This is a genomic window from Shewanella amazonensis SB2B, from assembly GCF_000015245.1.
GTDB classification, from domain to species: Bacteria; Pseudomonadota; Gammaproteobacteria; order Enterobacterales; family Shewanellaceae; genus Shewanella; species Shewanella amazonensis.
Window position 1 is genome coordinate 1,947,823 of the sequence record NC_008700.1, and the last position, 25,556, is coordinate 1,973,378.

The window sequence follows — 25,556 nt, forward strand, 5'->3', positions numbered from 1 at the left end:
GTATCCAGAACAGCTAATGCAGCTTAAACGAATGGGGTATGCCCAGACTAAAATTCGTCAGGGCCCGAACCACCGCGACGGTGAGCAAGTCACTTTCCTTGATGTTAAGCAGTTTTTCGGGCTGGGTCATGTCAGGGTCGGCAGTTGGGTTTCGTCTGAAGAGTCACTGATTGCCGCCAATATGGTGTTTGATGCCTTGGCCGATCTGGCGCTGGTGCTTGGCCTGCCGCCGAAAGTCATGGGACTCAGGGAGCGACTGAATCTGGCGTTTGGTCATGGTGGTCAGCAGGGGGTAATGGCCCATTATTCGCCGTCGGAGCGCACTTTGGCACTGGCCAAGCACGCAGGTGCCGGGGCTGTTGCGCACGAATTCTGGCATGCCTTTGACCATCATTTATCAGACACGGCCATGGACATTGGTCGCAGTCAAAAAGCACGTTTTGCCAGTGAACTTTGGCTTAATGACGTGCCCCTGCTTTGCCACCCGCTGAATGACAGGCTGGAGGCCCTGTTCCAGTCTGTGCTCCTGAGTGGCGATGGAGAGCATCCGAGTGACTATGTACGCCGCGCCATTCAATTGGATAAAACCTATGGCCGGCTTTATTTTTCCCATCCGTCTGAATTAATGGCGCGTGCCTTTGAGGCCGCCATCGAGTCTGAGGGCGACTTTGAGCAGGTAGATACCGACAGCGGTGAGATTCATCTTTTGCCCCTGATTAATCCTTATCTGGTCACTGGAACCCTTGAGGACATTAAAACCGAAAATAAGGGGGAATTGCTTCCCAAATTTGGCTCTTGGGGCGCTATGCCGCAGGGTGCTTTCCCCACGCCAATACACAGGCAAGCAATCATGAAGGCGATGGCGGGCTACTTCAGGCCCTTGGGCAGGGCACTTGCCAAAACCCTCAGCTGAACCGTGCTCAGTTGGGGGTTATATAAAGACCCAGAAAAGGACTTTGACAGCCATTATCAATGCCGTGTTAAAGTGAGCAGTGATAAGCCCCGCCGCAGATAGCGGCCCGGTTTTCTCAAAAATAAAAAAAGAAGACAAAGGATTGCGCTAATGTTACTCCCCATTTTAATGACGCTGTGCCCACAGTTGGCATCAGTGAAGCGTCAGCTCAACATGATTTTATTGCCAGGCACCCTTTGCCTGATTGCGCTGCTGAGTTGTTATGCCAGCGCCTTACAGGCTGAAGAATTACATCCGTCACTGGCGCGGATTAGTCTCGACAGCGAATGGCGCAGCGGCGCGTATCAAAGCCAGGGTGTCGATTATACCCCCGCCGCATCCTGGGTTGATCCACTGGACCTCATGGTTCCAGAGACCATGCCTGACGATCAAATCCGTGACGGTCTCTATAATCTGGTGGTCGATAACCAATACAAGGTGGATGCCGACGGTAAGAAAGTGCAGTTCAGCCATTATGCCGATGTGGTGACTGCACCCAAGGGACTTGAGTCCGTATCGCAAATTCAGATTGAATTTGACCCCAACTATCAGCGGCTACAACTGCACTCTATCTGGGTGCACAGGGCTGGTGAGCTTATCGATAAGAGTCTGGATGCCGACTTTCAGCTTGCCCGCAGTCAAAACACAGACGATCTGATGTACGACGGCAGTATGGTTGCGACCTGGGTTCTTAAAGACATTCGGGTTGGCGACATACTGGAATACAGCTACAGTCGGCTCGGCAGCAACCCGGTATTTGAAGGGCGCTTTTTCGGTGCCCGCAGTTTGCAATGGAGTGTACCTGTTGCCCGTCAGCAGCTGCGCATACTGTGGGGCAAACCTAAGCCGCTGAACATTAAAGTGGAAAACAGCGAACTGCAGTTTACAAGTACGCGGCTTGGTACTCAGACAGACTACCGCTTACAAGTGGAACATATGCCTACCATCACTGCGTCGAGTGATGCAGCCCCCTGGTATAACCCCTTTGCCAAAGCCTATTTCTCTGAAACGAATTCCTGGAAGCAGGTAGTAGACTGGGGCTTGCCTCTCTTTAGCCGTCAGCAGCAAGTGAATGAAGACATCACGATGCTGGCCAGACAGATAACGGCCAAACACGACTCGAAAGCTGAACAACTGGTCGCCGCACTGTCCCTGGTGCAAGAAAATGTGCGCTATCTGGGGCTGGAGATGGGTAGCAACAGCCACTTCCCCTCGGCCGCCGGTGACACCCTCAGCCGCCGTTATGGCGACTGTAAAGATAAGGCAGTGCTGTTGGTCACTCTGCTTGGAGAGCTCGGCGTTGAGGCATCTCCTGCACTTGTGAATACCGACACGGGCAAAATGTTGCCTGCCATGCTGCCATCAGCAGACCGCTTTAACCACGCAATTGTGCGTGCCAGTCTTAATGGCAATAACTATTGGCTGGATCCGACATTGATGGATCAGGGTGATGCTCTGGAACACTTATATCAGCCGGATTATGGTTTTGCCCTGGTGCTGAGCGAAGACAGCCAAGAATTGGTTTCCATGGCGTCTGGTGCCAGTGGCAGTCGCATCCGTTTTACTGAAGAGTATGATTTCTCTGAAGGCATAAGCGGGGTGGGGAAGGCTAACATCAGTACCTTATATCAGGGGGACGAAGCACGGCGGATGCGTGGTCGCATTGCTTCAGAAGGATTAAAGGCACTGTCGGAACAATATGCCGGGTACTATGGCAAGCAATTTAAGGGACTTGAAGCGATAAGGCCCCTCGATGTGTTGGACGACAAGGCCACCGGTGAGGTGCGCCTGGAGGAGGCCTATCATTTGCCTGCACCCTGGCAGGCCGATGACGATGGCGGCTACACGGTGTATGTGTATGAATCGCAAATCTCCCCCTATCTGACCTTGCCTCAGGGACATGGTCGCAGGGAGTTGGCCCTGAAACATCCTCTGCAAATTGAAGGAACAATCCGACTTAAGTTTCGTGCCAATGACTGGCAGTTTGATGCCGCTGTGAGGGAAGAATCCAATCCCTTCTTCGACTTCCACTACAGCGTGGCCTTTGATAAAGAGTCCAACCTCCTGACCCTGGCGTATCGTTATCAAAGCAATACCGACCGGGTACCGGCAGACAGAGTTGATGAGTATATTGCCGCCCTGAAGAAAGTCGCCGATACCGACAGTTACGGCATCATCGATTACAACAGTGAAGTAAAAGATGCGGTGACTCAGGAAGCCGATGCCAGCGATGATGATACGAATATGGCGTTGATTGTCCTCAGTGCGGGCTTTGTTGCGCTTTGTGCCATAGGTTTTGCCATGGCAAGTTGGCTGATTGACGATGGCCATAAAGCAAGCAGCCGTTACTATCCGGTATCACCACTCAAAGCTTTGCTGCTGTCACTGCTTACTTTTGGCCTTTACCCCTGCTATTGGGCCTACAAGAACTGGCAATATGTGCAGAACGAGCTTGAGCCTGGCATCTGGCCCATGGCCAGGGCTATCTTTGCGCCGCTTTGGTATTACCACCTATACCTGTCGTTGGCGAATAGCGGCGATGAAGACAAACGACGCTGGCTCATCCCTGGTTGGCTGGCAGTCCTTTTTATGATCCTTTATATCGGTGTTTCTGCAACCAAAAAGCTTCACGGCATGACAGTGTTATCACTGCTTGTTCCGGCTCTGGTCATTTTACCTCTAATCACCTACATCAATAGGCTCAATGGCCATAACGAGGCCTATGTTTACAATAGTCGCTGGCGCTGGCGCCATTGGCTGCTGACAGTGGCAACACTGCCACTTTTGCTTTTCGTGTTGGCACAGGAGGCAGGGTTCACCGCCTCTGACAGGGTTGTCGCAGGCAGCGATTTATGGCAGCGGGACATCAAGTTTATGAAGCGCAAAGCCATCATTGCCGCCAACGAGAACCCGGTGCTCTTCTATTCGGATGATTGGCTAAGCAACCAGAGTGATGGTAATGGCTTTACCGATGCCAGGATATTCTCTTACTGGCGTGAAGACGGTGTCTTTTACCAGGAAACAGTGCCATTTGAAGCGGTAAAAAATATCGAGGTGAACTTTGCCAAAGGTGACGAATTAACGACTACCATCACTGTATATCGGGATGATGGCAGTCACTTTTTACTGTTTGCGGCCACGGAGGCCAGAAAGGATAGGCAGTTTGTGCGTGAACTTCTGGAGCGTTGGCGCAGGATAAGGCCCCAGGGTTCAGATAACAACGGAGAGCAGGAACAATGACTCAGGTCGTCATCACAGGGGCAAATCGAGGTATTGGTCTTGCGTTGACCCAACTCTATTTGGATGCAGACTGTGATGTGGCGGCGTGCTGCCGACACCCGGAAGAAGCAAATGCGCTGCATGCCTTGATGGATAAGCACGAAGGGCTGGAACTCTTTGAGCTCGACGTGAGTTCAAGTGATGCGATTGCCTCTCTGGGAGAGGCGCTTAAAGGTCGCCCCATCCACCGATTAATCAATAATGCCGGTTATTACGGCCCCAAAGGCGTTAGCCTGGGTAATTCACCTGAAGATGAATGGCAGGCGATGTTTTCCATTAACTGCATTGGACCGCTCAAGTTGGTTGAATCGTTAACCGAGGGGTTATGCCAAGGGCAGGGCATTATTGCCAATCTGAGCTCAAAGATGGGCAGTATGGCAGACAACAGCAGTGGTGGGGCTTATCTGTATCGCTCGGTCAAAGCCGCCCAAAACGCGGTCACCAAGTCTCTTGCAATTGATTTGGCGCCTTACGGGGTAAAAGCGGTAGCTTTGCACCCGGGGTGGGTTAAAACTGCCATGGGTGGACCAAATGCCCTGATTGATACTCAAACCTCTGCAGCGGGCTTATACAGGGTGATTGAAGGGTTGACCTCTGCCCAAAGTGGTGGATTTTTTGATTATCAGGGAAACATTATTCCGTGGTAATCAGTCCATCTCATTGATGTTAATCATGTTCTAAACTTGAGTCCTCCCTTTGCCTGTGTCAGACTCAAGTTTGATTCACAAAAGCATAACATTAATAGGGAGGCAACATGACGCCTGTGTCTAAGATGATGACGAGATCATCATGGATAACATCACTTACGCTCGCCGCGGTATTGGGGCTCGTTTTGCCCAGTGCCATTGCCAATGAATTTCGCAGCGGCCCGGTTATTCAGGGCTACGGTGAGGTGGCCAGCCGGGTTAAGCAAACCTACCCTATACCCAAGGATCAACGCTTTAAAGTGGTCTTTGACTTGGCGGCTCAAAGTGAAGAGGGCAAGATAAATCGTACCATGGATAGCCTGGCACGTTTTATCAACATGCATGCTGCAGCAGGGGTTGATCCCAACAATATTCAGCTTGCCCTGGTGGTCCATGGCAAGGCGGTGTTTGACGTACTGTCTGACGATGCGCATTTCAAAAAGCTCGCCCGTGGCAATGCCCAGGCAAAGCTGCTCAAGGCGCTCATGGATAACGGCGTTCGGGTTATGGTATGTGGCCAAACGGCTGCCCATTTGGGCGTAGATAACAACATGCTGCTCCCGGGAGTCGAAATGTCCCTGTCAGCCATGTCGGCCCATGCAATACTCGCGCAGCAGGGTTATAGTCAGAATCCATTCTGAGGAATGACCAAATTACAGAACACCGGCTTTTGCCGGTGTTTTATTTTGTGGCAAAGATAAAAACGGCGAACGCGGGATCGCCTAAGGCGCCCTAAAAGAAATGCCTAAGGAAGGTGCGAATAAGTCCCGTGCTTGCTCTGCTTGAGCTTAAAGTGGATAGCTGCAAGGCGCAGTTCGCAGCGAATGGCCTTAGTCCTTCGCAAGAGCTGTAACGTGGCAGATACCGCTGTAAGCCACGCCCTACGGGGCTATGATAGTAACGCCATGTCGGCGTTATTCAACTTCACCATGTCTTGACATGTCGTCGCTATCAAAGCCAGAGCTGTGCGAGGACTTGTTCGCATCTTCCCTAAGCTTTGTTAGCTGGTAACAATAGAAAACAGCATAGAATTTGTGGCGTTTTCAATGGTGTTAATCGCTGGAAAGCAGATTAATTGATTGGTATGGGTGAAAGGGGAGAAGAGAAGGAATCCAAGAAGTGGTTGCGCGAGCCGGATCAGTACTGGGTATCCGCCGATGACCTTCGACTCTTTTTTGGACAGTGCGCCCGACGAGCTAATATGCCGCGTCCGATTCAGTGCATCAGTGTTGATTTATAATTGAGGATTTGGTTGCGGGGCCGGGTTAGCAATGGGTATACGCCGACGACCTTCGACTCTTTTTAGAGAGTGAGCCCGGCGAGCTAATATACTGCGTCCGATTCAGTGCAATCAGTGGTGATTTGTAGCTTAGGAATTGGTTGCGGGAGCCGGATTTGAACCGACGACCTTCGGGTTATGAGCCCGACGAGCTACCATGCTGCTCCATCCCGCGTCCGATTTGTGCGCAATCAGTTTTAATTCGTAGTTGAGGAATTGGTTGCGGGAGCCGGATTTGAACCGACGACCTTCGGGTTATGAGCCCGACGAGCTACCATGCTGCTCCATCCCGCGTCCGATTTGTGCGCAATCAGTTTTAATTCGTAATTGAGGAATTGGTTGCGGGAGCCGGATTTGAACCGACGACCTTCGGGTTATGAGCCCGACGAGCTACCATGCTGCTCCATCCCGCGTCCGATTTTTTACTTCAATTGAGAGGCTGTTTCAGCCCTCTGCGTCGAAGCGGGGCGAACTATAACTATCCTGTAATCCAATTACAAGGGAAATTCCCGCTTTTGTGTTTGACTGCCCAAATATCCTGCGATGTGGGGTTAAATTGACCCAATGTTTGCTCTGTAGAGGAATAACGGCTGCCGTGTGGTCAAAAAGGCGGCGCAAATCCAAGATTGCTTATCTTTTAAAGTGTCGAGCGGGTATAATATGCCCTTTGATTTTTCTGCAGGCGTAACTCCCCATGTTTAACTTTTTTGCAGCCGCCCCAAAGGGCTTTGAATATGCACTTGCCAAAGAATTGGAAACCCTTGGCGCAGAGAACGTGCGCGAAAGCGTCGCCGGCGTGTATTTCAGTGCCTCGTTGGCGCAAGGCTACCAGATTACCCTGTGGACACGTTTGGCCAGCCGTATCGTTCTGATCCTTTTCACCGGTGAGTGCCAGAGCGCTGAGCAACTCTACAATGCGGCTTACACCATTGATTGGCCATCGCACTTCAGCAATCGCAGTACCTTCAGCATCGATTTTCACGGTACCGGCGGCTTTATCAATAACAGCCAGTTTGGTGCACTGAAAATCAAAGATGCTGTAGTCGACAGATTCCGTGATGACGATTTAAGTCGCCCGGATGTGGTTAAAGGCCATCCGGACATGCGTATCGACGCCCACTATGGCCGCGGTAAAATTACCATCGGGATTAACTTTTCCGGCGCGGCGCTGCACCAGCGTGGCTATCGCGGCAATACCGGCGAAGCGCCATTGAAAGAAAACCTTGCCGCCAACATGTTGTATCGCAGTGGTTGGGCCGACAATCCGGTTACCTTGCTGGACCCTTTCTGCGGCAGTGGCACTGTGCTGATTGAGGCTGCATTGATGGCCTGTGATATTGCGCCGGGCCTGATGCGAGAACGATTTGGCTTTGAACACTGGCGCAGACACGACCAGGCCCTCTGGCAACAGGTAATCGAGGAAGCCAAGGCCCGTGCTTCTCTGGGTAAAACCCGATGTCAGCTTAAGTTTTATGGCTCGGATATAGACTCGCGGGTTGTAGCGCTTGCCAAACGCAATGCCAACAGTGCCGGTGTGTTTGACTTTATCGACTTTAAAGTGGCCAATGCCCTTAATCTGGAGCCGCCGGTGGCAGAGGGTATGGTGTTGACCAACCCGCCTTATGGTGAGCGCCTGGGGAATGTCACCAGCTTGCTGCAGCTCTACTTCCAGCTTGGTGAAAAGTTCAAGCAGAGCTACGGTGGCTGGAAGCTCGGTTTGCTTTGCAGCGATATGGAGTTGGTATCTTCGCTAAAGCTCAAAGCCGACAAACAGATGAAGATGTACAACGGGGCTCTGGAATGCGCCTTTAATCTGTATACCCTGCATGCCACCAGTACCCGTCGTGATATTCCTGTGGATACCACGGGCCAGGGCGGCGAGATTGCCGCGCCTTTTGCCAATCGTTTGAAGAAAAACCTCAAGCAGCTGGAAAAATGGGCCAAGCGAGAAGGCATCGACAGTTACCGTCTGTACGACGCCGATATCCCCGAATACAACGTCGCCGTCGACCGATACCTGGATTACGTGGTAGTGCAGGAATATGCGGCGCCTTCAGCCATTCCTGAAGCTGTCACCAAAAGACGCCTCACCGATGTGCTGCTCGCCTTGCCACGTGCGCTTGGTATAGACCCGGACAAGATAGTGCTTAAAACCCGTGAGCGTCAGAAGGGCACCAATCAGTACCAAAAATTGGATGGTGAAAAGCTTGAGCTTGTGACCACCGAGTATGGCTGCAGCTTCAAGCTGAACCTCACCGACTATCTGGACACTGGACTGTTTCTCGACCACCGACTGACCCGTAAACTGGTGGGAGAAAAGGCCAAAAACAGAGATGTGCTTAACCTCTTTGCCTATACGGGCAGCGCGTCTGTGCACGCCGGTAAGGGCGGTGCCAAATCTGTCACTACAGTGGATATGTCCAATACCTATCTCAACTGGGCCAAAGACAACTTTATGTTGAACGGCCTGATTGGACGCCAGTATCAGTTTGAACAGGCAGACTGCCTACAGTGGATCCGTGATTGCGAAAGGCAGTTTGACCTGATTTTTATCGACCCGCCCACCTTCTCAAACTCGAAGAGGATGGAAGACTCTTTCGATGTACAGCGTGACCACGTGGATTTGCTGGCATCCCTGAAAAAGCTGTTGCGTCCGGGGGGGGAAATTGTGTTCTCCAACAATAAACGCAAGTTCAAAATGGATATGGAAGCCCTCGCGGCGGCTGGCCTCAAGGCGGTAAACATTGACGATAAGGTGTTGCCAATGGACTACGCCCGTAATCCGCAAATCCATAACTGCTGGGTTGTGACCCATGGCTGAGTTTGTGTTGTACCACACCGATGGTTGTCATCTTTGCCATTTGGCCGAGGCGCTGCTGCAAGAGGCCGGCGTGACCTACCTGATGGTGGATATTTGTGATGATGAGTTGCTTGCAGAGCGTTATGGGGTGCGCATCCCGGTGCTTTTACGTAAGCAGGATGGCGCCGAGCTAGGCTGGCCGTTTGAACTTGTCGATGTAACCTCTTTTACAGGAGTCTGATGTGAGTCTTGTTCGTATCACCAATGGCTCTTTGGCCTATGGCTATGTTCCTTTATTGAAAAACGCCGATCTCAGCATCGAAGCCGGCGAGCGAGTGTGTATTGTGGGCCGTAACGGTGCCGGTAAGTCCAGCCTGCTCAAAATTCTGGATGGCGAAGTTCATCTGGACGACGGCGAGCTGAACCTGGCAACAGACGTGCGTATCAGCCGCTTGCAGCAAGACCCACCAAAGGCGGAATCGGGCAGTGTTTACAGCTACATCTCCCAGGGCCTGAAAGAAGCCGGCGAAGTGCTTGAGCGCTACCATCAGCTGTCCCACGACCTGGCCACCGCCGATGATACAATGCAAGCGCGCATGCTCAAGGAAATGGAAACATTGCAGGCAAAGCTTGACCATTTGAATGGCTGGCAACTGGATACCCGAATTCAGGCCCACTGTGTACGCCTTGGTCTGGACCCCGATAAGCCGCTCAGCGAACTTTCCGGCGGTTGGCAGCGAAAAGTCGCCCTGGCCAGAGCGCTGGTGAGCGAGCCTGAGCTGTTGCTGCTCGATGAGCCAACCAACCATTTGGATATCGACACCATCGAGTGGCTCGAGCAGTTTTTGCTGAGCTACAAGGGGGCCATCGTCTTTATCAGTCACGACCGTGGCTTTATCAATCGCATGGCGACCCGAATACTGGATTTGGACCGTGGCGTCGTCACATCCTGGCCCGGCACCTATCAGGCGTATCTGGAAGGCAAGGCCGAATGGCTCAGACACGAAGCTGAAGCCAACGCCCAGTTTGATAAAAAACTGGCAGAGGAGGAAGTGTGGATACGTCAGGGTATTAAGGCGCGGCGCACCCGTAACGAAGGCAGGGTGAGGGCACTTAAGGCGCTGCGTATGGAGCGCTCAGAGCGGCTCAATCGCCAGGGGAACGTTCGCATGAACGTGGCCGAGGGCGAACGCAGTGGCAAGCTGGTATTTGATGTAAGCGAGCTGAATTACAACCTGGCGGACAAAGATCTGGTGCGGGATTTTTCGGTGAGCGTGATGCGCGGCGACCGAATTGCACTGATAGGTCCCAATGGCTGCGGCAAGTCGACTCTCATTAAGCTGCTGATAGGCCAACTCGAGCCTCAGTCCGGTAACATCAAAACCGGTACCAAACTGGAAGTTGCGTATTTTGACCAATACCGCGAAAACCTCGACGAAGAGAAAACCGTTGAAGAAAACGTGGGGGATGGCAAGCAGACGGTAACCGTCAATGGCCGCGATCGCCATATACTGAGCTACCTGCAGGACTTTTTGTTTTCACCAGCACGGGCCCGCACTCCGGTAAAAGCCCTCTCCGGTGGTGAGAAAAACCGTCTGCTGCTGGCCAGGCTGCTGCTGCGTCCTGCCAACCTTATCATTCTCGATGAGCCCACCAACGACCTGGACATCGAAACCCTGGAGCTGCTCGAGTCCATGTTGACCGAATACGATGGCACCCTGCTTATCGTGAGCCATGACAGGGCCTTTATCGACAATACCGTCACCAGTAGCTGGTGGTTTACCGGCAATGGCCGCTGGGCCGAATATGTGGGCGGTTATCAGGATGCTGTTGACCAGGGTGCACGATTCTATACCGGAGCGGCGGAACCTGAAGGGCAAAAGAGTGTCCAAGCTCAGGCGCCTGTGGTAAAACAGCAAGCTGATGTAAAAACACAAAAGAAACTCTCTTATAAGTTGCAGCGGGAGCTGGACAGCCTGCCTGAACTGATGGAAGCCCTTGAGGCCGAGATTGCGGCACTGCAACAGGAAGTGAATCAGCCGGAGTTTTATGCTCAGGCACAGGATACGGTTAACGCGCGGCTGGCATTGCTGGGCGAAAAAGAACAGCAATTGGACGTTTACTTCGAGCGTTGGGAAGAACTCGAGTCAATGAAGTAAACCAATGATAATTATGGGAAGTTATTAATGAAGTTACAGTTGGAAAAGGCATTGTCCCTGGTGGCTGTTGGTGTGCTCGGGGTACTTGGAAGTGCTCAGGCCGCGCCGGTTTACGAAATTAAAAACCTCGAGAACTACGATCTTCGAGGCACCCTGGAAGGAACCCGCAACGGTTACGCCATGGGCGTTAACGAAAATGATGAATTAGTGGGGATCTCCAAGGGCCGCAAGAAGCTGTCCACTGACGACGTCGAAGGCGGCATCATCGACAGTGACGATGGGATTGCCGATGAAGAGCAGATCACCTATTCAGTGCTGCTGCCCATTGTGGCCAACAACTTTACCTTCAGTGCGGCGGCAAATGGTGCCACCGGTGCCTGGGTGCCTACCTTTGAAAGCATCAATGGCACCACAGACCCCAAAGATACGGACACCAGTGTTCCTGAAACCATCAACTCCATTGATACCTTCTACTATGGTATTTCAGATGACGGTGTGAAAGTGGGGGCCACCACTGCACCTCAGAAGACCCTCGAATATACCGGCAGCATCGAAGATCAGGAGTTTTGGTACTTCCGTGACTTCGAGCTGCGTGGCGTTGCCAAAACGACCAGTGGTGATGTCGCTCTGCCACCGCCTTATGTGGAATACACCAGCACCAAAGAAGGCGAATCGGACAAAAAGGTTTACGTGGGTGGAACGTCCGCGGCCACTGCGATATCGGGAAATTTAGTTACCGGTTATGCCAGTACCGATATCAGTCGCTATGGCGGTGAGCGCGTACAGGCCTGTCTTGACAATGCCAGCACAGAAGGCGCATTGCCGGTTGATGTATGTGTTCAGATTGAGCAATACCCCAACTCCACCGGTACCCGTAACGTTCAGTATCAGACCCGCGCCTATGTGTGGCAGCTGGATAATGACACTGTGACAGGTACGGCCTTGCCATTGGGGCTTACTCCCGCTGCTGACTCAACCTTTACTTACACAGCGCAGGGCCTTGGCATCAACGCCGAGGGAACTGTGGTGGGGCGCTCCCATGTGAACCGTAACGGCGATGAAGATTATTTCCGCATGGACGCCGCCTACTGGACTCGTAAACAGGATGGCAGTTATGACTATCACTGGGTACCAGTAATCAACGTAGATGACGTGCACAGTTCACTGGCCTACGATATCAACGATAACGGTATTTTGGTGGGCTCTTATCGCAGTTACATTCAGGGTTATCTGCGTGACAAGTTCTTCTACCTGGATACCAAGGCGACCGATGCCAAGCCGGTTGTGCCGAACGATTTTTACAGCACATTGTCGGATCTCTCCAGCCGCGCCAAGAGCATTAACAACAAGGGCCAGGTGGTTGGTTACATAGAAACCACCCACGAGAAAGAAAAGCCACGTCCCAAGGCCGGTTTCCTGTTTGATATGAATGCCAAAGAGGGTGGGGAGTTCTCCAACCTCAACAACCTGCTGACCTGTGAGTCCAAAGGCTTCGAACAGGGCTCGGATGGCAACTGGCAACGTCATCAGGTTGAAGTGGTGGATGGCAGCGGCAAAACCTTAACCTACAGCGCCGATATACAGGTTGTTGAAGCCAACAGCATCAATGAAGCCGGTGTGATTGTCGGCACTGCTTTTGTGCGCAAGCCGGTTTATAAGGTCGACGAAAACGGTCTGCCCGTTGTCGAAAATGGCAAGTTTGTATTTGAACTCGACGGTAACGGTAATCCTGTGACGTCTTACTTGCCGCGTGCCGTGGTGCTTGAGCCTGCAGGGACTGGTGCCATAGCTTGTACTGAGGTAGACGAAAACACGGGTGGCGAGAAATATGAGCGCCAGGGCGCCGCCAGTTTGTTCGCTTTGCTGTTATTGCCTCTGGTTTGGCTCCGTCGCCGGGTACGCTAAAACCCGTAAAAAAAATGAGGGGCCGGTAGGCCCCTTTTTTCTTCACTGTCTCAATAGCTTAATATTTACTCGGTAAAATCGAGTGTTTTTTTGATTGATCTCGTCTCTGAAAAGTTCTATTTCTACAGGTGAAGCTGTTGCTTCTTGTTTATGTAGAACAGAGGACGCTTGCATGAAGAGACAAAAAAGAGATCGCTTGGACAGAGCTTTTGCTAAGGGCTTTCAGGCCGGAGTGGGTGGTCGTTCAAAGGAGATGTGCCCCTATTCCAATCTTGATTCGCGCTCACAATGGCTGGGAGGCTGGCGCGAGGGGGTAGATGGCCGAATAACCGGACTCTTTACCAAGTAATCACCTAATGCAGCTACTTGCCCTCCCTCAAAAGAGGGCATTTTTGTACCCGTCAATCAGGGGCTGAGTGTTTCAGGCAGTTTGTATACTTTTTAGAAGCAATAGATGCGTTTAGCCCTGTAAAGCAGATACCTGCAGATACAAACAAAAACACCGGCCTTAGCCGGTGTTTTTGATTATGGTCTTTATCAGAAGGTAGAGGTGTCAGTAAACACGCCCACTTTCAAATCGGTGGCGGAATAGATTTCACGACCGTCCACTTCCAGGGTCGCATCGGCAATACCCATCACCAGCTTGCGGTGGATGGTGCGCTTGATGTTGAGCTTGTAAGTGACTTTCTTGGCACCTGGCAGTACCTGACCGGTAAATTTCACTTCACCTACACCCAGTGCACGACCTTTGCCCTGAGCCCCTTCCCACGCAAGGAAGAAGCCGACCAGCTGCCACATGGCATCGAGGCCAAGACAACCTGGCATTACGGGGTCTTCTACGAAGTGGCAACCAAAGAACCAGAGATCCGGATCAATATCCAGCTCTGCTACGATTTCTCCTTTGCCGAAGGTGCCGCCATTGTCGTTAATGGTTACGACGCGATCGATCATCAGCATGTTGTCTACGGGCAGACGGGGAGAATTTTTGCCAAGAAGCTCGCCATGGCCACAGGCGATCAGTTCTTCTTTGGTGTAGCTGTTTGCTTTAGTCATTGTAATAGTTACCACTCCATCATTAAGAGTGCCAAAGATTAGCGAACACCTGTACGCCAAACAAGTCCAACCACCGATTTAGGCTCTGGAAAATGGCCATTTTGCGAGCAGAGAAGCAAAGAACCCCTCTGGTTCGTCCAGAGGCTCATCACCCGCCAGTTTATCCAATCTGGTCTGAACCAGGCCATAGAGCGTATTCTCAGGGAAGTTATGCTCTTCATCGGCCTTGCCAGCAGGTAGCGCCATCAACATCTCTACCGCTTCGTCCATGTGCGCGACCTGATAGATGTGGAACAGTCCCTTGGATACGGCGTCTATCACTTTTTTATCGAGGTTCAGCTGCAACATGTTGGCCCTGGGGATGATGACCCCTTGTTCGCCCGTGAGACCTCGACGTTCACACAGATTGAAAAAGCCTTCAATTTTCTCGTTAACACCGCCAATTGCCTGCACATTGCCAAACTGGTCGAGCGCACCTGTTACGGCAAGTGATTGTTTTATTGGCTGCTCTGCAATAGCAGACATTAAACAGCAATACTCCGCAAGGGAGGCGCTATCGCCATCAATCTCCTGATATGACTGCTCGAATACTATGTTGGCATTCAGGTGAAGCGGTGCATCACGACCAAAAATACGATACAGGCAAGCTGAAAGGATCATCATGCCTTTCGCATGGATATTGCCGCCGAGTTCTGATTTGCGTTCAATATCGGCGACTTCACCGTCACCATAGTGCACAGTTGCGGTTATTCGTGCTGGCTCACCATAGGCATAGTCAACACTGTCGATAACAGTGAGGCCATTAATCTGGCCAATCATTTCTCCGTCAGTGGGGAGGTTGATAAAACTGTCATCGAAACTCTGGGCAGAGAAGCGTTCTGAGCTGTTGTGACGGCGGGTAAGTTGCTTAATGGCCTTGTCGATGGCATTCGCATCCAGTCTGCCAGAGCGACCATATACTGCGGCCTGGGCGAACAGTTGTACCAAGTCCTGACCAGAGAGTGACAGACGCTGCTGATGTTCACATTCTCTTGCTGCAAAGTTGAAGAGGGGAGCCATTGCGGAGTCGTCAAGTTGGTAGCCGCCTTCGTGAGCGAGGGCTTTTAACCAAAGACCATACTCTTTTTCGGACTTGACCGTCAGATTGAGCTCGTGGGCCATTTCACCCAGCAGGGGAAAATGGCGGCTGAAGCTGCTGTCATGGGCGCGCAGTTCAGAATACTGCAGTGCACTGCCAACCAGGATGATGGTCGATTGCAGCGGGATGTTCATGTCTTTACCAACGCGGTAGTAGCCTTTGTCGAGCACGTCCAACAAGACTTGCCACAGGCCTTCCCGGCGATAGAGTGCTTCTACGCAGATAAAGATATAGGGATAACTGGCGAGGGCTCCGGGGCGGTATTGTGCCTTGCCGTTGCTGTCTTCAACCATGTTGCCCAATAAATCGGCGCGCTTTATCTGGTGCCCCAGCACGGTGAAAAATCCATGCTCGCGGGCGAGTGAGCCGTGCTCGCCTTGGCGGGCGGTTTCCCAAACCAGTTGAGTGCCGGCTTCGTGACGTCGCGCAACCAGCTCTCTTGGCGGGACTGGTGCCGCTTGTGCCAGCGCTTTAAACAATGACTCCCGGTGCACGCCTGGAAAATCGGCCAAAAATAAGTGCTGGGATGGAATTTGACTTGCCAGGGTGAAAGCGTCAAGGAGTCTGTCCTGACATAGCAGCAAATGTCCGAGACCGGGATTGTCTGGCAGGCCAGTGGGAAGATGAAAGGCAGGGCTAAGCCGCTCAGCGGCAATCAAAGATGGGTGCATAAAAGTTGTTGAAAAATCATCGTTGGGCGGATTTTAGCATATCCTTGCCGCTTGTTATCAGTCTCTTGTGAGCCCGAAACGAGGGTTATTTCTGCTTTGCTGTACAAAAACAGATCCATTTGGATAAAGCCTAAGCAATCGATTGTTTTTTTGATAAAAGAGGTTTACAGCTCGCGGTCTCAGGGCTATTATGCGTCTCGTTCGGAGGGGTGGCAGAGTGGTTTAATGCACCGGTCTTGAAAACCGGCGTGGGTTTATAGCCCACCCAGGGTTCAAATCCCTGCTCCTCCGCCATATTAAGAAAAGGCGCTGTCTCTGGACAGCGCCTTTTCGCTTTTAACGTCTCCATTATTTTATTGCACACGCCTCACGCATTGACCCAGTACAGACTGCCTGTGTCGCCTTATCGTCCAAGGGCAGCGTTCCCGGCTTTATGGTTTGTTCATTGATGGCCTATCAGAGCGTTCTGCGTTAATGGGGCATGTTTGGTCTGCGTTGCTGTGCAAGGTTTTCTGTCAAATGTTTATCGTTATGAACTTATTGGCGAAATCTCTACCATAATCACTTGTTCTTGCTGCTGAAATGAGCAATCGACACAAATTTGCAAAATTGGGGTTTACAGCCCAGAGGCTCACGGATATTATGCGTCTCGTTCGGAGGGGTGGCAGAGTGGTTTAATGCACCGGTCTTGAAAACCGGCGTGGGTTTATAGCCCACCCAGGGTTCAAATCCCTGCTCCTCCGCCATATTAAGAAAAGGCGCTGTCTCAGGACAGCGCCTTTTTGCTTTCGGCGAATCGGGGCCTTTATACCCGGCTACAATCCGGCCTACAGCAGCGTTATAAACAACCATAGCTATGTCGGTGTCAGTCTGTTGGGCCTTATGGCAAAGCATCTGATTTATTGCATAATAATCCTTTCATTTCCCAGTGCCAAATGCACCGGAATGCTTTGCCAGTCACCTATAATTTGGGATAAATTAACGCTGCTGGGCGCAAGGAGCGTGGCCAGCTACGTAAAAACAAAAATAAACAGGGTGGTGCAACTTGATTTCTGTATATTTGGTCGACGATCACGAGTTGGTTCGTACCGGGATCCGCAGGATCCTGGAAGATGAGCGGGGTATCAAGGTTGTGGGTGAGGCGCCTGATGGTGAAACCGCTGTCAGCTGGTCCAAACAGAATGAAGCTGACGTCGTACTGATGGACATGAATATGCCCGGTATCGGCGGTATCGAAGCAACCCGTAAAATTCTGCGTTATCAGCCTCACGCACGCATTATTGTGTTATCCATGCACACTGAAGATCCTTTCCCGACCAAGGTCATGCAGGCAGGGGCGTTTGGTTATCTCACCAAGGGAGCCAAGCCACCGGAAGTGCTGCAAGCTATCCGTCAGGTTGCCTGTGGGCAGCGTTATCTCTCGCCTGAAATTGCCCAGCAGATGGCCTTGAGCCAACTGACTCAGACAGACGAAAATCCATTCAAGCAGGTATCAGAGCGCGAACTGCAAATCGCGATGATGATTATCAACAGCATGAAGGTGAACGATATTGCCGAGCAGTTGAATTTGAGCCCCAAGACGGTGAACAGCTACCGCTATCGCCTATTTGCCAAATTAGGCATCAGCAGTGACGTTGAACTGACCCGTTTGGCTATTCGACATAAGATTATTGATCCCGGCAAGTTTTAAGCGTGTTTGACCATAAAGCCTTTTTAAAAACGGTTTCCAGTGCCAGTGGCGTCTACCGCATGTATGACGCTGCGGCTGAGGTTATCTATGTAGGAAAGGCAAAAGATCTGAAAAAGCGGCTGTCGTCCTATTTCCGGACGAATCTGCCCAATATCAAGACCCAGGCTTTGGTTTCCAACATCGCCAACATCGATGTCACCCTTACCCACAGTGAGACCGAAGCATTAATCCTGGAAAATGATTACATCAAGCAGTACATGCCCAAATACAATGTGCTGCTCAGAGATGATAAATCCTACCCCTATATTTTGCTCAGTGGCCATAAACATCCCAGACTGGCCTACCACAGAGGCGCCCAGCGGGAGAAAGGGGAGTACTTTGGGCCGTACCCCAATGGCGGCGCCGTGCGTGAAAGCCTCAATCTGATGCAAAAGCTGTTTCCCATCCGCCAGTGTGAAGATGCCTACTACCGCGCCCGCTCACGTCCCTGTCTGCAGTATCAAATTGGCCGCTGTTCGGCGCCCTGCGTCGGCAAAATTTCCGATGAGGACTACGACGAGCAGGTAAGGCTGGCAACCCTGTTCCTCAGAGGAAAGGACCAACAGGTTATCGCCAGTTTGGTCGGCAAAATGGAAGCCGCAGCACTGGCGATGGAATACGAGGCTGCAGCGCGCTATCGTGACCAAATTCAGGCGCTGCGCAAGGTTGCTGAGCAGCAAAATGTCTCAGGACAGCAGGGGGATATGGATGTTATCGGGGTGAATTACGCCTCAGGTATTGCCTGTTTTCATATCCTGTTTATCCGCGAAGGCAAGATTTTTGGCAGTCGCAGTTATTTCCCTGCGGTGCCTGATGCCACTGAGCTTGGCGAAGTGTTACGTGCCTTTATGCTGCAATTCTATTTGGGAAATGAGGCGCACCGCAGCATTCCCAAGGAAGTCTTACTTGGCGAAGAGTTCGAAGATCTCCATGAGCTTGAAGCCGCCATGCAGGATTCACTCGGTCACAGGCTTGAAATCAAAACCAAGGTGAGGGCAGATAGGGCCGCGTTTTTACGCCTGGCCAATACCAATGCCGCCAATGCCGTTGTGACCAAGCTGGCACATAAAAGCACGGTTGAGCAGCGTATGGAACTCCTGGAGGAAGTGCTGGGCCTTGGCGCACCCATACAACGCATGGAGTGTTTTGATATCAGTCACACCATGGGGGAAAGCACCGTTGCCTCCTGCGTGGTCTTTAACCGTGAAGGCCCCAATAAGGGGGAGTATCGTCGCTACAATATAAGCGGCATTACAGGGGGGGACGACTACGCGGCCATGGCTCAGGCGCTTTCCCGTCGGTTTGATAAGATTGAACGCACCGGCAAGGTGCCCGATGTGCTTTTTATCGACGGCGGCCTGGGGCAGCTGCGAGCTGCCATGACGATAGTCAACGACAAGTTTGCCGAACTTGACCGGCAACCGCTGCTTGTTGGGGTTGCAAAAGGGGAGAGCAGAAAGCCTGGGCTTGAAACCCTCATCTTTGGTGGCAGTGAGGCCGAGTTTTCGTTGGAGTCCGATAATCCCGCGCTGCACCTCATCCAGCATATTCGCGATGAGTCCCACCGCTTTGCCATTACCGGCCACAGGGCGAAAAGGCAGCAAACCCGAAATACCTCGACTCTGGAGTCAATTCCCGGAATTGGTCCCAAACGACGCAAGGCACTTCTGCAATATCTCGGCGGATTACAGCAAGTTAAAAATGCCAGTGTCGCCGAGCTTGCGAAGGTGCCCGGGATCAGCGCAGAAATGGCGCAAACTATCCACGACGCATTGCGGGGGTGACAAAAATCAGGCAAGATTGGCGCTGCTTTCGAACTCCCAGGGTTTCCCATGCCGTTTAATTTACCCATTGCCTTGACCTTATTCCGACTGTTTTTGTTACCGGTCTTTGTGGTGATTTTTTACCTTCCTTATACCTGGACACCCTTTGCGGCCGCCTTCGTCTTTTGGCTTGCGGCCATCACTGACGCTCTCGATGGTTATGCGGCCCGTAAACTGGGACAACTGACGCGTTTTGGTGCCTTTTTGGACCCCGTTGCTGACAAGGTCATGGTAGTGACAGCATTGGTGCTTTTGGTCGCCGACTACAATAGCCCCTGGATGACCCTGCCGGCGCTTTTTATGATTGGCCGGGAAATTGTTATCTCCGCACTGCGTGAATGGATGGCCGAAATTGGCAAGCGTGGTGCTGTCGCCGTTTCATGGATTGGCAAGTACAAAACGGCCGCACAAATGGTGGCAATCATTGGTCTTATTTGGAAACCAAACACATTCTTGGTGGATTTGGCCTTTGGACTTTTCTACTTGGCCGCCATTTTGACCTTCTGGTCAATGATGAGTTACATCCTGGCTGCCTGGAAAGATCTGACCTCTGAGTAAAGAATCAGCCATGATTGTGCGCGTTTAATACAGGTCGTTTATTTAGTGCGCATACGATATCTTCACTGAAAATAAGCATTTGACAGTGGGGGTGAAATCGGTAGAATGCCAATCCGCAGTCAGGGGAAACTTTGAGTGCAAACGCTTAACAGCAAAAACGCGACATTAGCTCAGTCAGATAGGAAGTAGCGATGCCTCCGCCTTGATTGAAGTTAAGGACGCAAAAATGCGACATTAGCTCAGTTGGTAGAGCGATACCTTGCCAAGGTATAGGTCATCGGTTCGAACCCGATATGTCGCTCCAAACTTCCTCCCCGGAAGCTTGGGACAAGATGGCGCGATGGCAGAATGGCTATGCTGCGGATTGCAAATCCGTCGATCTCGGTTCGACTCCGGGTCGCGCCTCCACTTTTCGATAACTTCCATAAGCGAAGCATCGACACTTTGCCCGAGTGGTGGAATCGGTAGACACAAGGGATTTAAAATCCCTCGACGGTAACGTCGTGACGGTTCAAGTCCGTCCTCGGGTACCATTCAAATACAGCAATATCCCCTTTACTCAGTTCAAACATCCAAGTGGCCTTTTGATGTGCGCCTGTTTTGGTGCAGACCGGTATTCATACCCTTTTGTTTTATCCCGCCTTTACTCCAAACTTTTTAAGTTATCTTCCGTATTGCGCCATGAAATGGAAGTATAGTCCATGCATGGGAGCAGTCTGAAAGCTGCAGACGCTTGTTGTAGCGTGGTAATTCGGCGTGAAAAAGGAATTTGAACTGGATGCGCATATTTAATTGGCGGTTATTGGGTTTGTGCCTGTTGATCGTACAGCCAGGATGGAGTCTTGAGTTAACTCCAGCTTCTTCTGAGTTTTCGTCTGCACAATATACTCAGGAAACCTGCATCCTGATTGTCAGTGAAAGGGATAGTCTCACACCCGGAAGTGAAAGATATCTTGAGCTTGATGACAGCTTCAGTCGGCACTGTCAATTGCCGATTGAACAGCCCAGAAAGTCTGGATTACCCAGCGTAGCAGAAGCGCAGCCACACCTGAGTTCACCCACATCAAAACAGCTTCGCGCTGTACCCCGTCTCGATATTCAAACTCCCACTGCAAACGATATGTCGGCGCGGTCCTCCAGGCTCGGGCGGGATAATATAACGAGCATTCAGCCTGGCGATATTGATAAGCCGCTGTTGTCGATAACTGCCCATAAAACCGTGGGCGGCAAGTTTAGGGAAGCGTATACGGACTCTGGGGCGCAGATATACTTGTGGTGGTTATTGGTATTGCCAGTGCTGATGTTGCTATATGTATTTCCACGTTGTTCCAGAGACAATGCCAGGGTGAGGGGCGCTGCAGGTGAACAGGCGATTGCTGCCCTTATCAAGTCACATTACCGCGGGGAGCGTTATGGCCTGTTCACCAATGTGTTAGTGCCATTAGCTGATGGTGGCACCACGGAAGTGGATTTACTCTTAATCACCCAATCTCATGTTCTGGCAATAGAAAGTAAACATTATCGTGGTTGGATATTTGGCAGTAGCCGGGCACGCAGCTGGCGACAGGTATTGCATGGCAAACACTATGCATTTCAAAACCCCATACACCAAAATTTCGGTCACTGTGAAGCACTGAAAAAGGTGTTGCAGGTGGATAAGGTTCACTCGCTGGTGGTGTTTGGACCCGATGCCAGCTTCAAAACGTCCTTGCCCCAAGGGGTTATATTGCTATCGGGTATGCTGGCTTACCTGAACATGTTGGATGCTGAGCCGGCATCGCTTGCGAAGGCCGATGTTGTACGCTGCATTGCTCTTGCTGAAGAACTGATGCTGAGCTCAGGCGAAGCCGCGCAGCGTGCTCATATAGATTATGTTCGCTCAGAGTATGAGGTGCCGTTGGCCAACAACAAATCGCAAATGGGCCTATCAGCCCGCGATTAGCTGCTTAAGAGCTGGCGCAGGTTTAAAACTTGGTTGGTTGAACCCAGCGACCTCCATCAATTCCCCTGTCTTGGGGTTGCGTACCTGACGGGGCAGGTGGTAGCGCAGTTCGAAGGTGCCGAACTGAGGCAGATAGAGGGTTTCTCCTTCTTCCAGAGCTTGACGAATCGATGCCAGAATTTGCTCAAGCTGGCGTTTGGCTTCGGGTTGGCTGACGCCTGTGGTGTTGGCGATGAACTTTGTCAGTGTGGCTTTGTTCATGGGCGCTCCATGGACCTCAAAGAAAGATCTGTAAAAAAGCGGTCAGTTATAGCAGCTTGAAAATGATCTTCAAGCGCAAAACATTGATCCTTGGCCGGTTGCTGGCTTTCTGTGCGAGAAGTCAGTCAGCAGTGGTATGACAGGCGCAGATCCAGCTGCCATGATTAAGACAAGGCATGGATGAATGCGCCTGCGGGAGTCATCATGGCAAGAGTCTATTGGATCTTTTTACTGTCCCTGGTCACCTCGGCCGCACTGGGCACGCAGGGCAGTTACAGTCGTCAATTGATGCGTGACCAGGCCAGCTTGCTTATTTTGGCTGAGCCCTCACTCGAGATTGAACTAAGCCCTTTGCTACGGAATTTCGACACGGACAGCAAGTCTCTTGAGCGGGACTATCTTAAGCTGAAAAATGCCTGGCACCAGCTGGGTGTGCATTCAAGCCCGGGGGATATGGACCAGAGCGGCAAGATGGGTGCCAACCGGAGTGAAACCGTCGAATCGGCTCATCATCAAAATGCAACACAGGATCTCAACTCAAGACTAATAGCCCTCGAGCCCAACGACCGATTCCTCAATACCATGAACCGCTTGCGGCACTTGCTGTGGTTAGCCGAACAACCCTGGCAACCCATAGTGCTGAACGGTTTGCTCAGGCCAGGTGATTCGCATACTGAGGTGGTGGCAATTGCAAAGCGGCTATGGTTGCTTGGGGATATGGAGACTGAACCTGGTTATGCTCTTTCCCGCTATGATGATGAAGTGGCACAGGGGGTGAAGGCATTTCAGCATCGACACGGGCTAAAACAAGATGCGGTGATTGGTCCTAAAACCCTCTATTGGTTGAACCTTGCACCCGATACGAGAGCGGCACGGTTAGCCAGAGACTATCTATTGCAGAGCCGCGAGCGGCAAACGCTACCGTCAACCTATGTGCTGGTCAATATTCCCGCCTTTGATTTGGAGCTGGTCGATGACGGTGAGGCACTCATGCACTCACGGGTAATCGTTGGTAAACCCAGCCGTAAAACGCCCTTTATTCAAAGTGAAATAAGCGCTGTGGTGGTGAATCCCTCCTGGCGCGTGCCCCGGCGCTTGATGCGCCTTGATGTGCTGCCAAAGGTACGTAAAGATGGCAGCTATCTCTCTCGAAAGGGCTTTATTGTCTGGAGCAGGGAAGGTGAGGAAGTGAAGGAAACGGACGACTTTTTCCAAAGTGCGGCAGCGGGAAAGTTCCCTTACTTGCTGGAGCAACGTCCAGGTCCGGACAATGCGTTGGGACGGTTTAAACTGCACTTTGCCAACGAAGATAATGTCTATTTGCACGACACCCCGGATAAACATTTGTTTGATGAACCGATGCGGGCATTGTCGTCGGGTTGTGTCAGGGTTGAGAAAATAAACGAATTGTCGGCATGGCTTGCCAATGGCCGCCTTGCTGATCCGCGTCGCTGGCAACAAACCTTGCAAACGCCACAAACCACCCGCTGGTTTACCCTCAAAGAACGGCTACCTGTCCATTTTGTCTACTGGACCAGTTGGGTCGACGCCGAAGGTAAGGCGCAATTCAGGGAAGACATCTACGGAATTGCGCAAAATAATCAAATTCTTGCCGCCAAATAGCCGCAACGCCCCAATAAATAGCTGCAGTTTTCAAATGGGACGGATTTTGATCTCGGTCATACTTTATGCGTTAGAAAGCTTGATCATATAAGCCTTTCGTTATATTTTCTGGCTGTTTTGACCAAAAATAATACAAAGGTGACTGAGTGACAAAATTCTCTCCTGCTCGCAGGCAGTTAATGCTTGGGCTGGGAAGCATGGCAATGTTTTCTGTAATTTCATCGCCGGCGATGGCCAGCCGTTCTACCCAAGGCAGCAGGATGCTGAGTATGTTTAACCGCCACACCCAGGAAGAAGGTCAGGGAGCTTATTGGGTTGATGGTAAATATCAAAAAGAGATTTTGACCGACTTTGATCATCTTTTGCGTGATCATCGAGCAAATATTGCAGCACCAATGGATAAGCGATTGTATGACCTGCTTTTTCATTTGCAGGAAAACCTAAAAACCAAGGATACAATCCACATTATTTCCGGTTACCGCTCACCGCAGACCAATGCTATGTTGGCTAAAAAAAGTGGGGGAGTGGCCAAGAAAAGCTTGCATATGGAAGGCAAGGCCATCGACATTGCCATACCGGGGATCCGTCTGGACCGACTGAGAGATGCCGCCAAAGAACTTAAGCTGGGTGGCGTTGGTTACTATCCCCAGTCTGGGTTTGTGCATGTGGACGTGGGGCGTGTGCGCAGCTGGTAACGGTTTTACACCAGGCGTCCAGTTCACTCAGCAGTACGCCATAGTCAGATAACAGAGAGCAACACCCGGTCCTGAGGCCTGATTGCTCTCTGTTCATTTGCCAGTCCGACAAGGTGGCCGCAAGTCTACAGTAGAATTGGCGCAGTGAAGAGGGCCTGTTTCTGCCTGCTAAACGACGGGTCAGGCTGTCCAGTTCACTTGTACAGGCGATGGCTTCTGCCAACAGCAAGTCCATGGTGTCATTGGTGATCACCAGGGTATCGAACTTGCACTCCAATCGATTCATTAAGGCATCCAACAAATAAAAGCTGCCTTGCCACTGACGCATTAAATCGTTGACGCCAGTATTATTTGTGACCATGGTGAGTCTCCAGAAGCCAATCCGTTGCAGCGTAACAGCGGCGCCATGGATGAAATGTGAACAAGATCACAGGCCAACTCTTGATAACCATAAGATTTTCCATGCAGTTACAATTGCAAACTTTGTTTAGCAATTTGTCTGCAGAGGCGCCTAAGTACAGTCTTGCCTTGCCCGGTGTGGGTTGCTGTGTTAGTATGCGCGCGCTTCGTGTTTGACGGAGCCAGTGTGATTTGGTTGGTCGAAAATCAATTTGCGCTGTAACTTTCTGATATGAGTGATAAAAACATGTCTTACACAATTCCTGCACAAACCCGCACTGAGATCGGGAAAGGTTCGAGCCGCCGCCTGCGTCGTGAGGGTAAAGTTCCTGCTGTTATCTACGGTGTTGGCAAAGAGCCAGTATCCATCGTTTTTGACCACAAGGACATCATCAACATCCAGGCCAACGATGATTTCTACACCAGCGTTCTGACCATCGTTCTGGACGGCAAAGAAGTAAACGTACGCGCTCAGGCTATGCAGCGTCACGTGTTCAAGCCAATGATTGACCACGTAGACTTCGTTTACGCTTAATCATTACGCTTTGCCGGAAAAAGCGCCCAATGGGCGCTTTTTTTGTGTCTGCAGCGTTGGGGTTAACAT

Annotated in this window: 19 protein-coding genes and 8 tRNA genes; 21 read left to right on the forward strand and 6 right to left on the reverse strand. The window is 51.4% G+C overall.

The features are described 5' to 3' along the window. Positions 1-31: 31 nt before the first annotated feature. The 4 genes from SAMA_RS08310 (at position 32) to SAMA_RS08325 (ending at position 5,558) form a co-directional block, all read left to right on the forward strand. Positions 32-913 carry a CLCA_X family protein gene (locus SAMA_RS08310; RefSeq protein ID WP_041410271.1) on the forward strand — a complete coding sequence of 294 codons (882 nt, stop codon included), beginning with the start codon at positions 32-34 and terminating at the stop codon, positions 911-913. 150 nt (positions 914-1,063) lie between these two features. Further along, on the forward strand, positions 1,064-4,192 hold the full coding sequence (locus tag SAMA_RS08315; protein ID WP_011759712.1) for a DUF3857 domain-containing transglutaminase family protein: 3,129 nt from the start codon (positions 1,064-1,066) through the stop codon (positions 4,190-4,192). Further along, positions 4,189-4,878, forward strand: a complete 690-nt coding sequence (locus SAMA_RS08320) for an SDR family oxidoreductase (protein WP_011759713.1) — start codon at positions 4,189-4,191, stop codon at positions 4,876-4,878. Before SAMA_RS08315 ends, SAMA_RS08320 begins: the two co-directional genes overlap by 4 nt. Positions 4,879-4,985: 107 nt before the next feature. Then, on the forward strand, positions 4,986-5,558 hold the full coding sequence (locus SAMA_RS08325; protein ID WP_011759714.1) for a DsrE family protein: 573 nt from the start codon (positions 4,986-4,988) through the stop codon (positions 5,556-5,558). A gap of 736 nt (positions 5,559-6,294) precedes the next feature. Here the strand turns inward: SAMA_RS08325 and SAMA_RS08330 are convergent. The 3 genes from SAMA_RS08330 to SAMA_RS08340 all read right to left on the reverse strand — a co-directional run bounded on the left by SAMA_RS08330 (position 6,295) and on the right by SAMA_RS08340 (position 6,609). Beyond that, positions 6,295-6,371, reverse strand: a tRNA-Met gene (locus SAMA_RS08330). Between the two features lie 42 nt (positions 6,372-6,413). Then, a tRNA-Met gene (locus SAMA_RS08335) sits at positions 6,414-6,490 on the reverse strand. A gap of 42 nt (positions 6,491-6,532) precedes the next feature. After that, positions 6,533-6,609 (reverse strand) — tRNA-Met (locus SAMA_RS08340). A gap of 281 nt (positions 6,610-6,890) precedes the next feature. Between SAMA_RS08340 and rlmKL the strand changes: the two genes are divergently transcribed. The 5 genes from rlmKL to rmf all read left to right on the forward strand — a co-directional run bounded on the left by rlmKL (position 6,891) and on the right by rmf (position 13,409). Continuing rightward, entirely contained in the window at positions 6,891-9,017 is a 2,127-nt protein-coding gene (rlmKL, locus tag SAMA_RS08345; RefSeq protein ID WP_011759715.1) for a bifunctional 23S rRNA (guanine(2069)-N(7))-methyltransferase RlmK/23S rRNA (guanine(2445)-N(2))-methyltransferase RlmL, read from the forward strand. Next, positions 9,010-9,237 carry a glutaredoxin family protein gene (locus SAMA_RS08350; protein WP_011759716.1) on the forward strand — a complete coding sequence of 76 codons (228 nt, stop codon included), beginning with the start codon at positions 9,010-9,012 and terminating at the stop codon, positions 9,235-9,237. Before rlmKL ends, SAMA_RS08350 begins: the two co-directional genes overlap by 8 nt. 1 nt (position 9,238) lies before the next feature. After that, on the forward strand, positions 9,239-11,155 hold the full coding sequence (locus tag SAMA_RS08355; RefSeq protein ID WP_011759717.1) for an ABC transporter ATP-binding protein: 1,917 nt from the start codon (positions 9,239-9,241) through the stop codon (positions 11,153-11,155). 27 nt (positions 11,156-11,182) lie between these two features. Next, positions 11,183-13,060, forward strand: a complete 1,878-nt coding sequence (locus tag SAMA_RS08360; RefSeq protein ID WP_011759718.1) for a DUF3466 family protein — start codon at positions 11,183-11,185, stop codon at positions 13,058-13,060. Positions 13,061-13,232: 172 nt separating this feature from the next. After that, positions 13,233-13,409, forward strand: coding sequence for a ribosome modulation factor (gene rmf, locus SAMA_RS19375; RefSeq protein ID WP_011759719.1), 177 nt, complete (start codon positions 13,233-13,235; stop codon positions 13,407-13,409). Between the two features lie 188 nt (positions 13,410-13,597). On the opposite strand, the gene fabA is transcribed toward rmf, so the two are convergent. Together fabA and SAMA_RS08370 are read right to left on the reverse strand one after the other, a co-directional pair. Further along, positions 13,598-14,113, reverse strand: coding sequence for a bifunctional 3-hydroxydecanoyl-ACP dehydratase/trans-2-decenoyl-ACP isomerase (gene fabA / locus SAMA_RS08365; protein ID WP_011759720.1), 516 nt, complete (start codon positions 14,111-14,113; stop codon positions 13,598-13,600). Between the two features lie 78 nt (positions 14,114-14,191). Next, entirely contained in the window at positions 14,192-15,922 is a 1,731-nt protein-coding gene (locus tag SAMA_RS08370) for a S16 family serine protease (RefSeq protein ID WP_011759721.1), read from the reverse strand. A gap of 203 nt (positions 15,923-16,125) precedes the next feature. Between SAMA_RS08370 and SAMA_RS08375 the strand changes: the two genes are divergently transcribed. The 9 genes from SAMA_RS08375 (at position 16,126) to SAMA_RS19145 (ending at position 21,974) form a co-directional block, all read left to right on the forward strand. Beyond that, positions 16,126-16,216: transfer RNA gene (locus SAMA_RS08375), tRNA-Ser, on the forward strand. A 361-nt stretch (positions 16,217-16,577) separates the two neighbouring features. Further along, positions 16,578-16,668, forward strand: a tRNA-Ser gene (locus SAMA_RS08380). A gap of 299 nt (positions 16,669-16,967) precedes the next feature. Continuing rightward, positions 16,968-17,612, forward strand: a complete 645-nt coding sequence (gene uvrY, locus SAMA_RS08385) for a UvrY/SirA/GacA family response regulator transcription factor (RefSeq protein ID WP_011759722.1) — start codon at positions 16,968-16,970, stop codon at positions 17,610-17,612. A 2-nt stretch (positions 17,613-17,614) separates the two neighbouring features. Next, positions 17,615-19,435, forward strand: a complete 1,821-nt coding sequence (gene uvrC, locus SAMA_RS08390; protein WP_011759723.1) for an excinuclease ABC subunit UvrC — start codon at positions 17,615-17,617, stop codon at positions 19,433-19,435. Between the two features lie 48 nt (positions 19,436-19,483). Next, entirely contained in the window at positions 19,484-20,032 is a 549-nt protein-coding gene (gene pgsA, locus SAMA_RS08395) for a CDP-diacylglycerol--glycerol-3-phosphate 3-phosphatidyltransferase (protein ID WP_011759724.1), read from the forward strand. Between the two features lie 228 nt (positions 20,033-20,260). After that, a tRNA-Gly gene (locus SAMA_RS08400) sits at positions 20,261-20,336 on the forward strand. Between the two features lie 30 nt (positions 20,337-20,366). Further along, positions 20,367-20,440 (forward strand) — tRNA-Cys (locus SAMA_RS08405). Between the two features lie 38 nt (positions 20,441-20,478). After that, positions 20,479-20,565 (forward strand) — tRNA-Leu (locus SAMA_RS08410). A 245-nt stretch (positions 20,566-20,810) separates the two neighbouring features. After that, positions 20,811-21,974, forward strand: a complete 1,164-nt coding sequence (locus SAMA_RS19145) for a nuclease-related domain-containing protein (protein WP_011759725.1) — start codon at positions 20,811-20,813, stop codon at positions 21,972-21,974. Here the strand turns inward: SAMA_RS19145 and SAMA_RS08420 are convergent. Continuing rightward, on the reverse strand, positions 21,960-22,235 hold the full coding sequence (locus SAMA_RS08420) for an HU family DNA-binding protein (protein ID WP_011759726.1): 276 nt from the start codon (positions 22,233-22,235) through the stop codon (positions 21,960-21,962). The two genes, SAMA_RS19145 and SAMA_RS08420, sit on opposite strands and share 15 nt — an antisense overlap. 204 nt (positions 22,236-22,439) lie before the next feature. On the opposite strand from SAMA_RS08420, the gene SAMA_RS08425 reads away from it, so the two are divergent. The 3 genes from SAMA_RS08425 (at position 22,440) to rplY (ending at position 25,487) form a co-directional block, all read left to right on the forward strand. Then, positions 22,440-23,858, forward strand: a complete 1,419-nt coding sequence (locus SAMA_RS08425; protein ID WP_011759727.1) for a L,D-transpeptidase family protein — start codon at positions 22,440-22,442, stop codon at positions 23,856-23,858. A gap of 146 nt (positions 23,859-24,004) precedes the next feature. Next, the gene (locus SAMA_RS08430; RefSeq protein ID WP_041409741.1) at positions 24,005-24,553 is read left to right on the forward strand and encodes a DUF882 domain-containing protein; all 549 of its coding nucleotides are present in this window, start codon (positions 24,005-24,007) and stop codon (positions 24,551-24,553) included. 646 nt (positions 24,554-25,199) lie between these two features. After that, positions 25,200-25,487, forward strand: a complete 288-nt coding sequence (gene rplY, locus SAMA_RS08435) for a 50S ribosomal protein L25 (RefSeq protein ID WP_011759729.1) — start codon at positions 25,200-25,202, stop codon at positions 25,485-25,487. Positions 25,488-25,556: the final 69 nt, after the last annotated feature.

Coding starts and splice junctions, on each gene's coding strand:
- SAMA_RS08310 (WP_041410271.1), top strand. CDS start 32: ATGGGGTATGCCCAGACTAAAATTCGTCAGGGCCCGAACCACCGCGAC.
- SAMA_RS08315 (WP_011759712.1), top strand. CDS start 1,064: ATGTTACTCCCCATTTTAATGACGCTGTGCCCACAGTTGGCATCAGTG.
- SAMA_RS08320 (WP_011759713.1), top strand. CDS start 4,189: ATGACTCAGGTCGTCATCACAGGGGCAAATCGAGGTATTGGTCTTGCG.
- SAMA_RS08325 (WP_011759714.1), top strand. CDS start 4,986: ATGACGCCTGTGTCTAAGATGATGACGAGATCATCATGGATAACATCA.
- rlmKL (WP_011759715.1), top strand. CDS start 6,891: ATGTTTAACTTTTTTGCAGCCGCCCCAAAGGGCTTTGAATATGCACTT.
- SAMA_RS08350 (WP_011759716.1), top strand. CDS start 9,010: ATGGCTGAGTTTGTGTTGTACCACACCGATGGTTGTCATCTTTGCCAT.
- SAMA_RS08360 (WP_011759718.1), top strand. CDS start 11,183: ATGAAGTTACAGTTGGAAAAGGCATTGTCCCTGGTGGCTGTTGGTGTG.
- rmf (WP_011759719.1), top strand. CDS start 13,233: ATGAAGAGACAAAAAAGAGATCGCTTGGACAGAGCTTTTGCTAAGGGC.
- fabA (WP_011759720.1), bottom strand. CDS start 14,113: ATGACTAAAGCAAACAGCTACACCAAAGAAGAACTGATCGCCTGTGGC.
- SAMA_RS08370 (WP_011759721.1), bottom strand. CDS start 15,922: ATGCACCCATCTTTGATTGCCGCTGAGCGGCTTAGCCCTGCCTTTCAT.
- pgsA (WP_011759724.1), top strand. CDS start 19,484: ATGCCGTTTAATTTACCCATTGCCTTGACCTTATTCCGACTGTTTTTG.
- SAMA_RS19145 (WP_011759725.1), top strand. CDS start 20,811: ATGCGCATATTTAATTGGCGGTTATTGGGTTTGTGCCTGTTGATCGTA.
- SAMA_RS08420 (WP_011759726.1), bottom strand. CDS start 22,235: ATGAACAAAGCCACACTGACAAAGTTCATCGCCAACACCACAGGCGTC.
- SAMA_RS08425 (WP_011759727.1), top strand. CDS start 22,440: ATGGCAAGAGTCTATTGGATCTTTTTACTGTCCCTGGTCACCTCGGCC.
- rplY (WP_011759729.1), top strand. CDS start 25,200: ATGTCTTACACAATTCCTGCACAAACCCGCACTGAGATCGGGAAAGGT.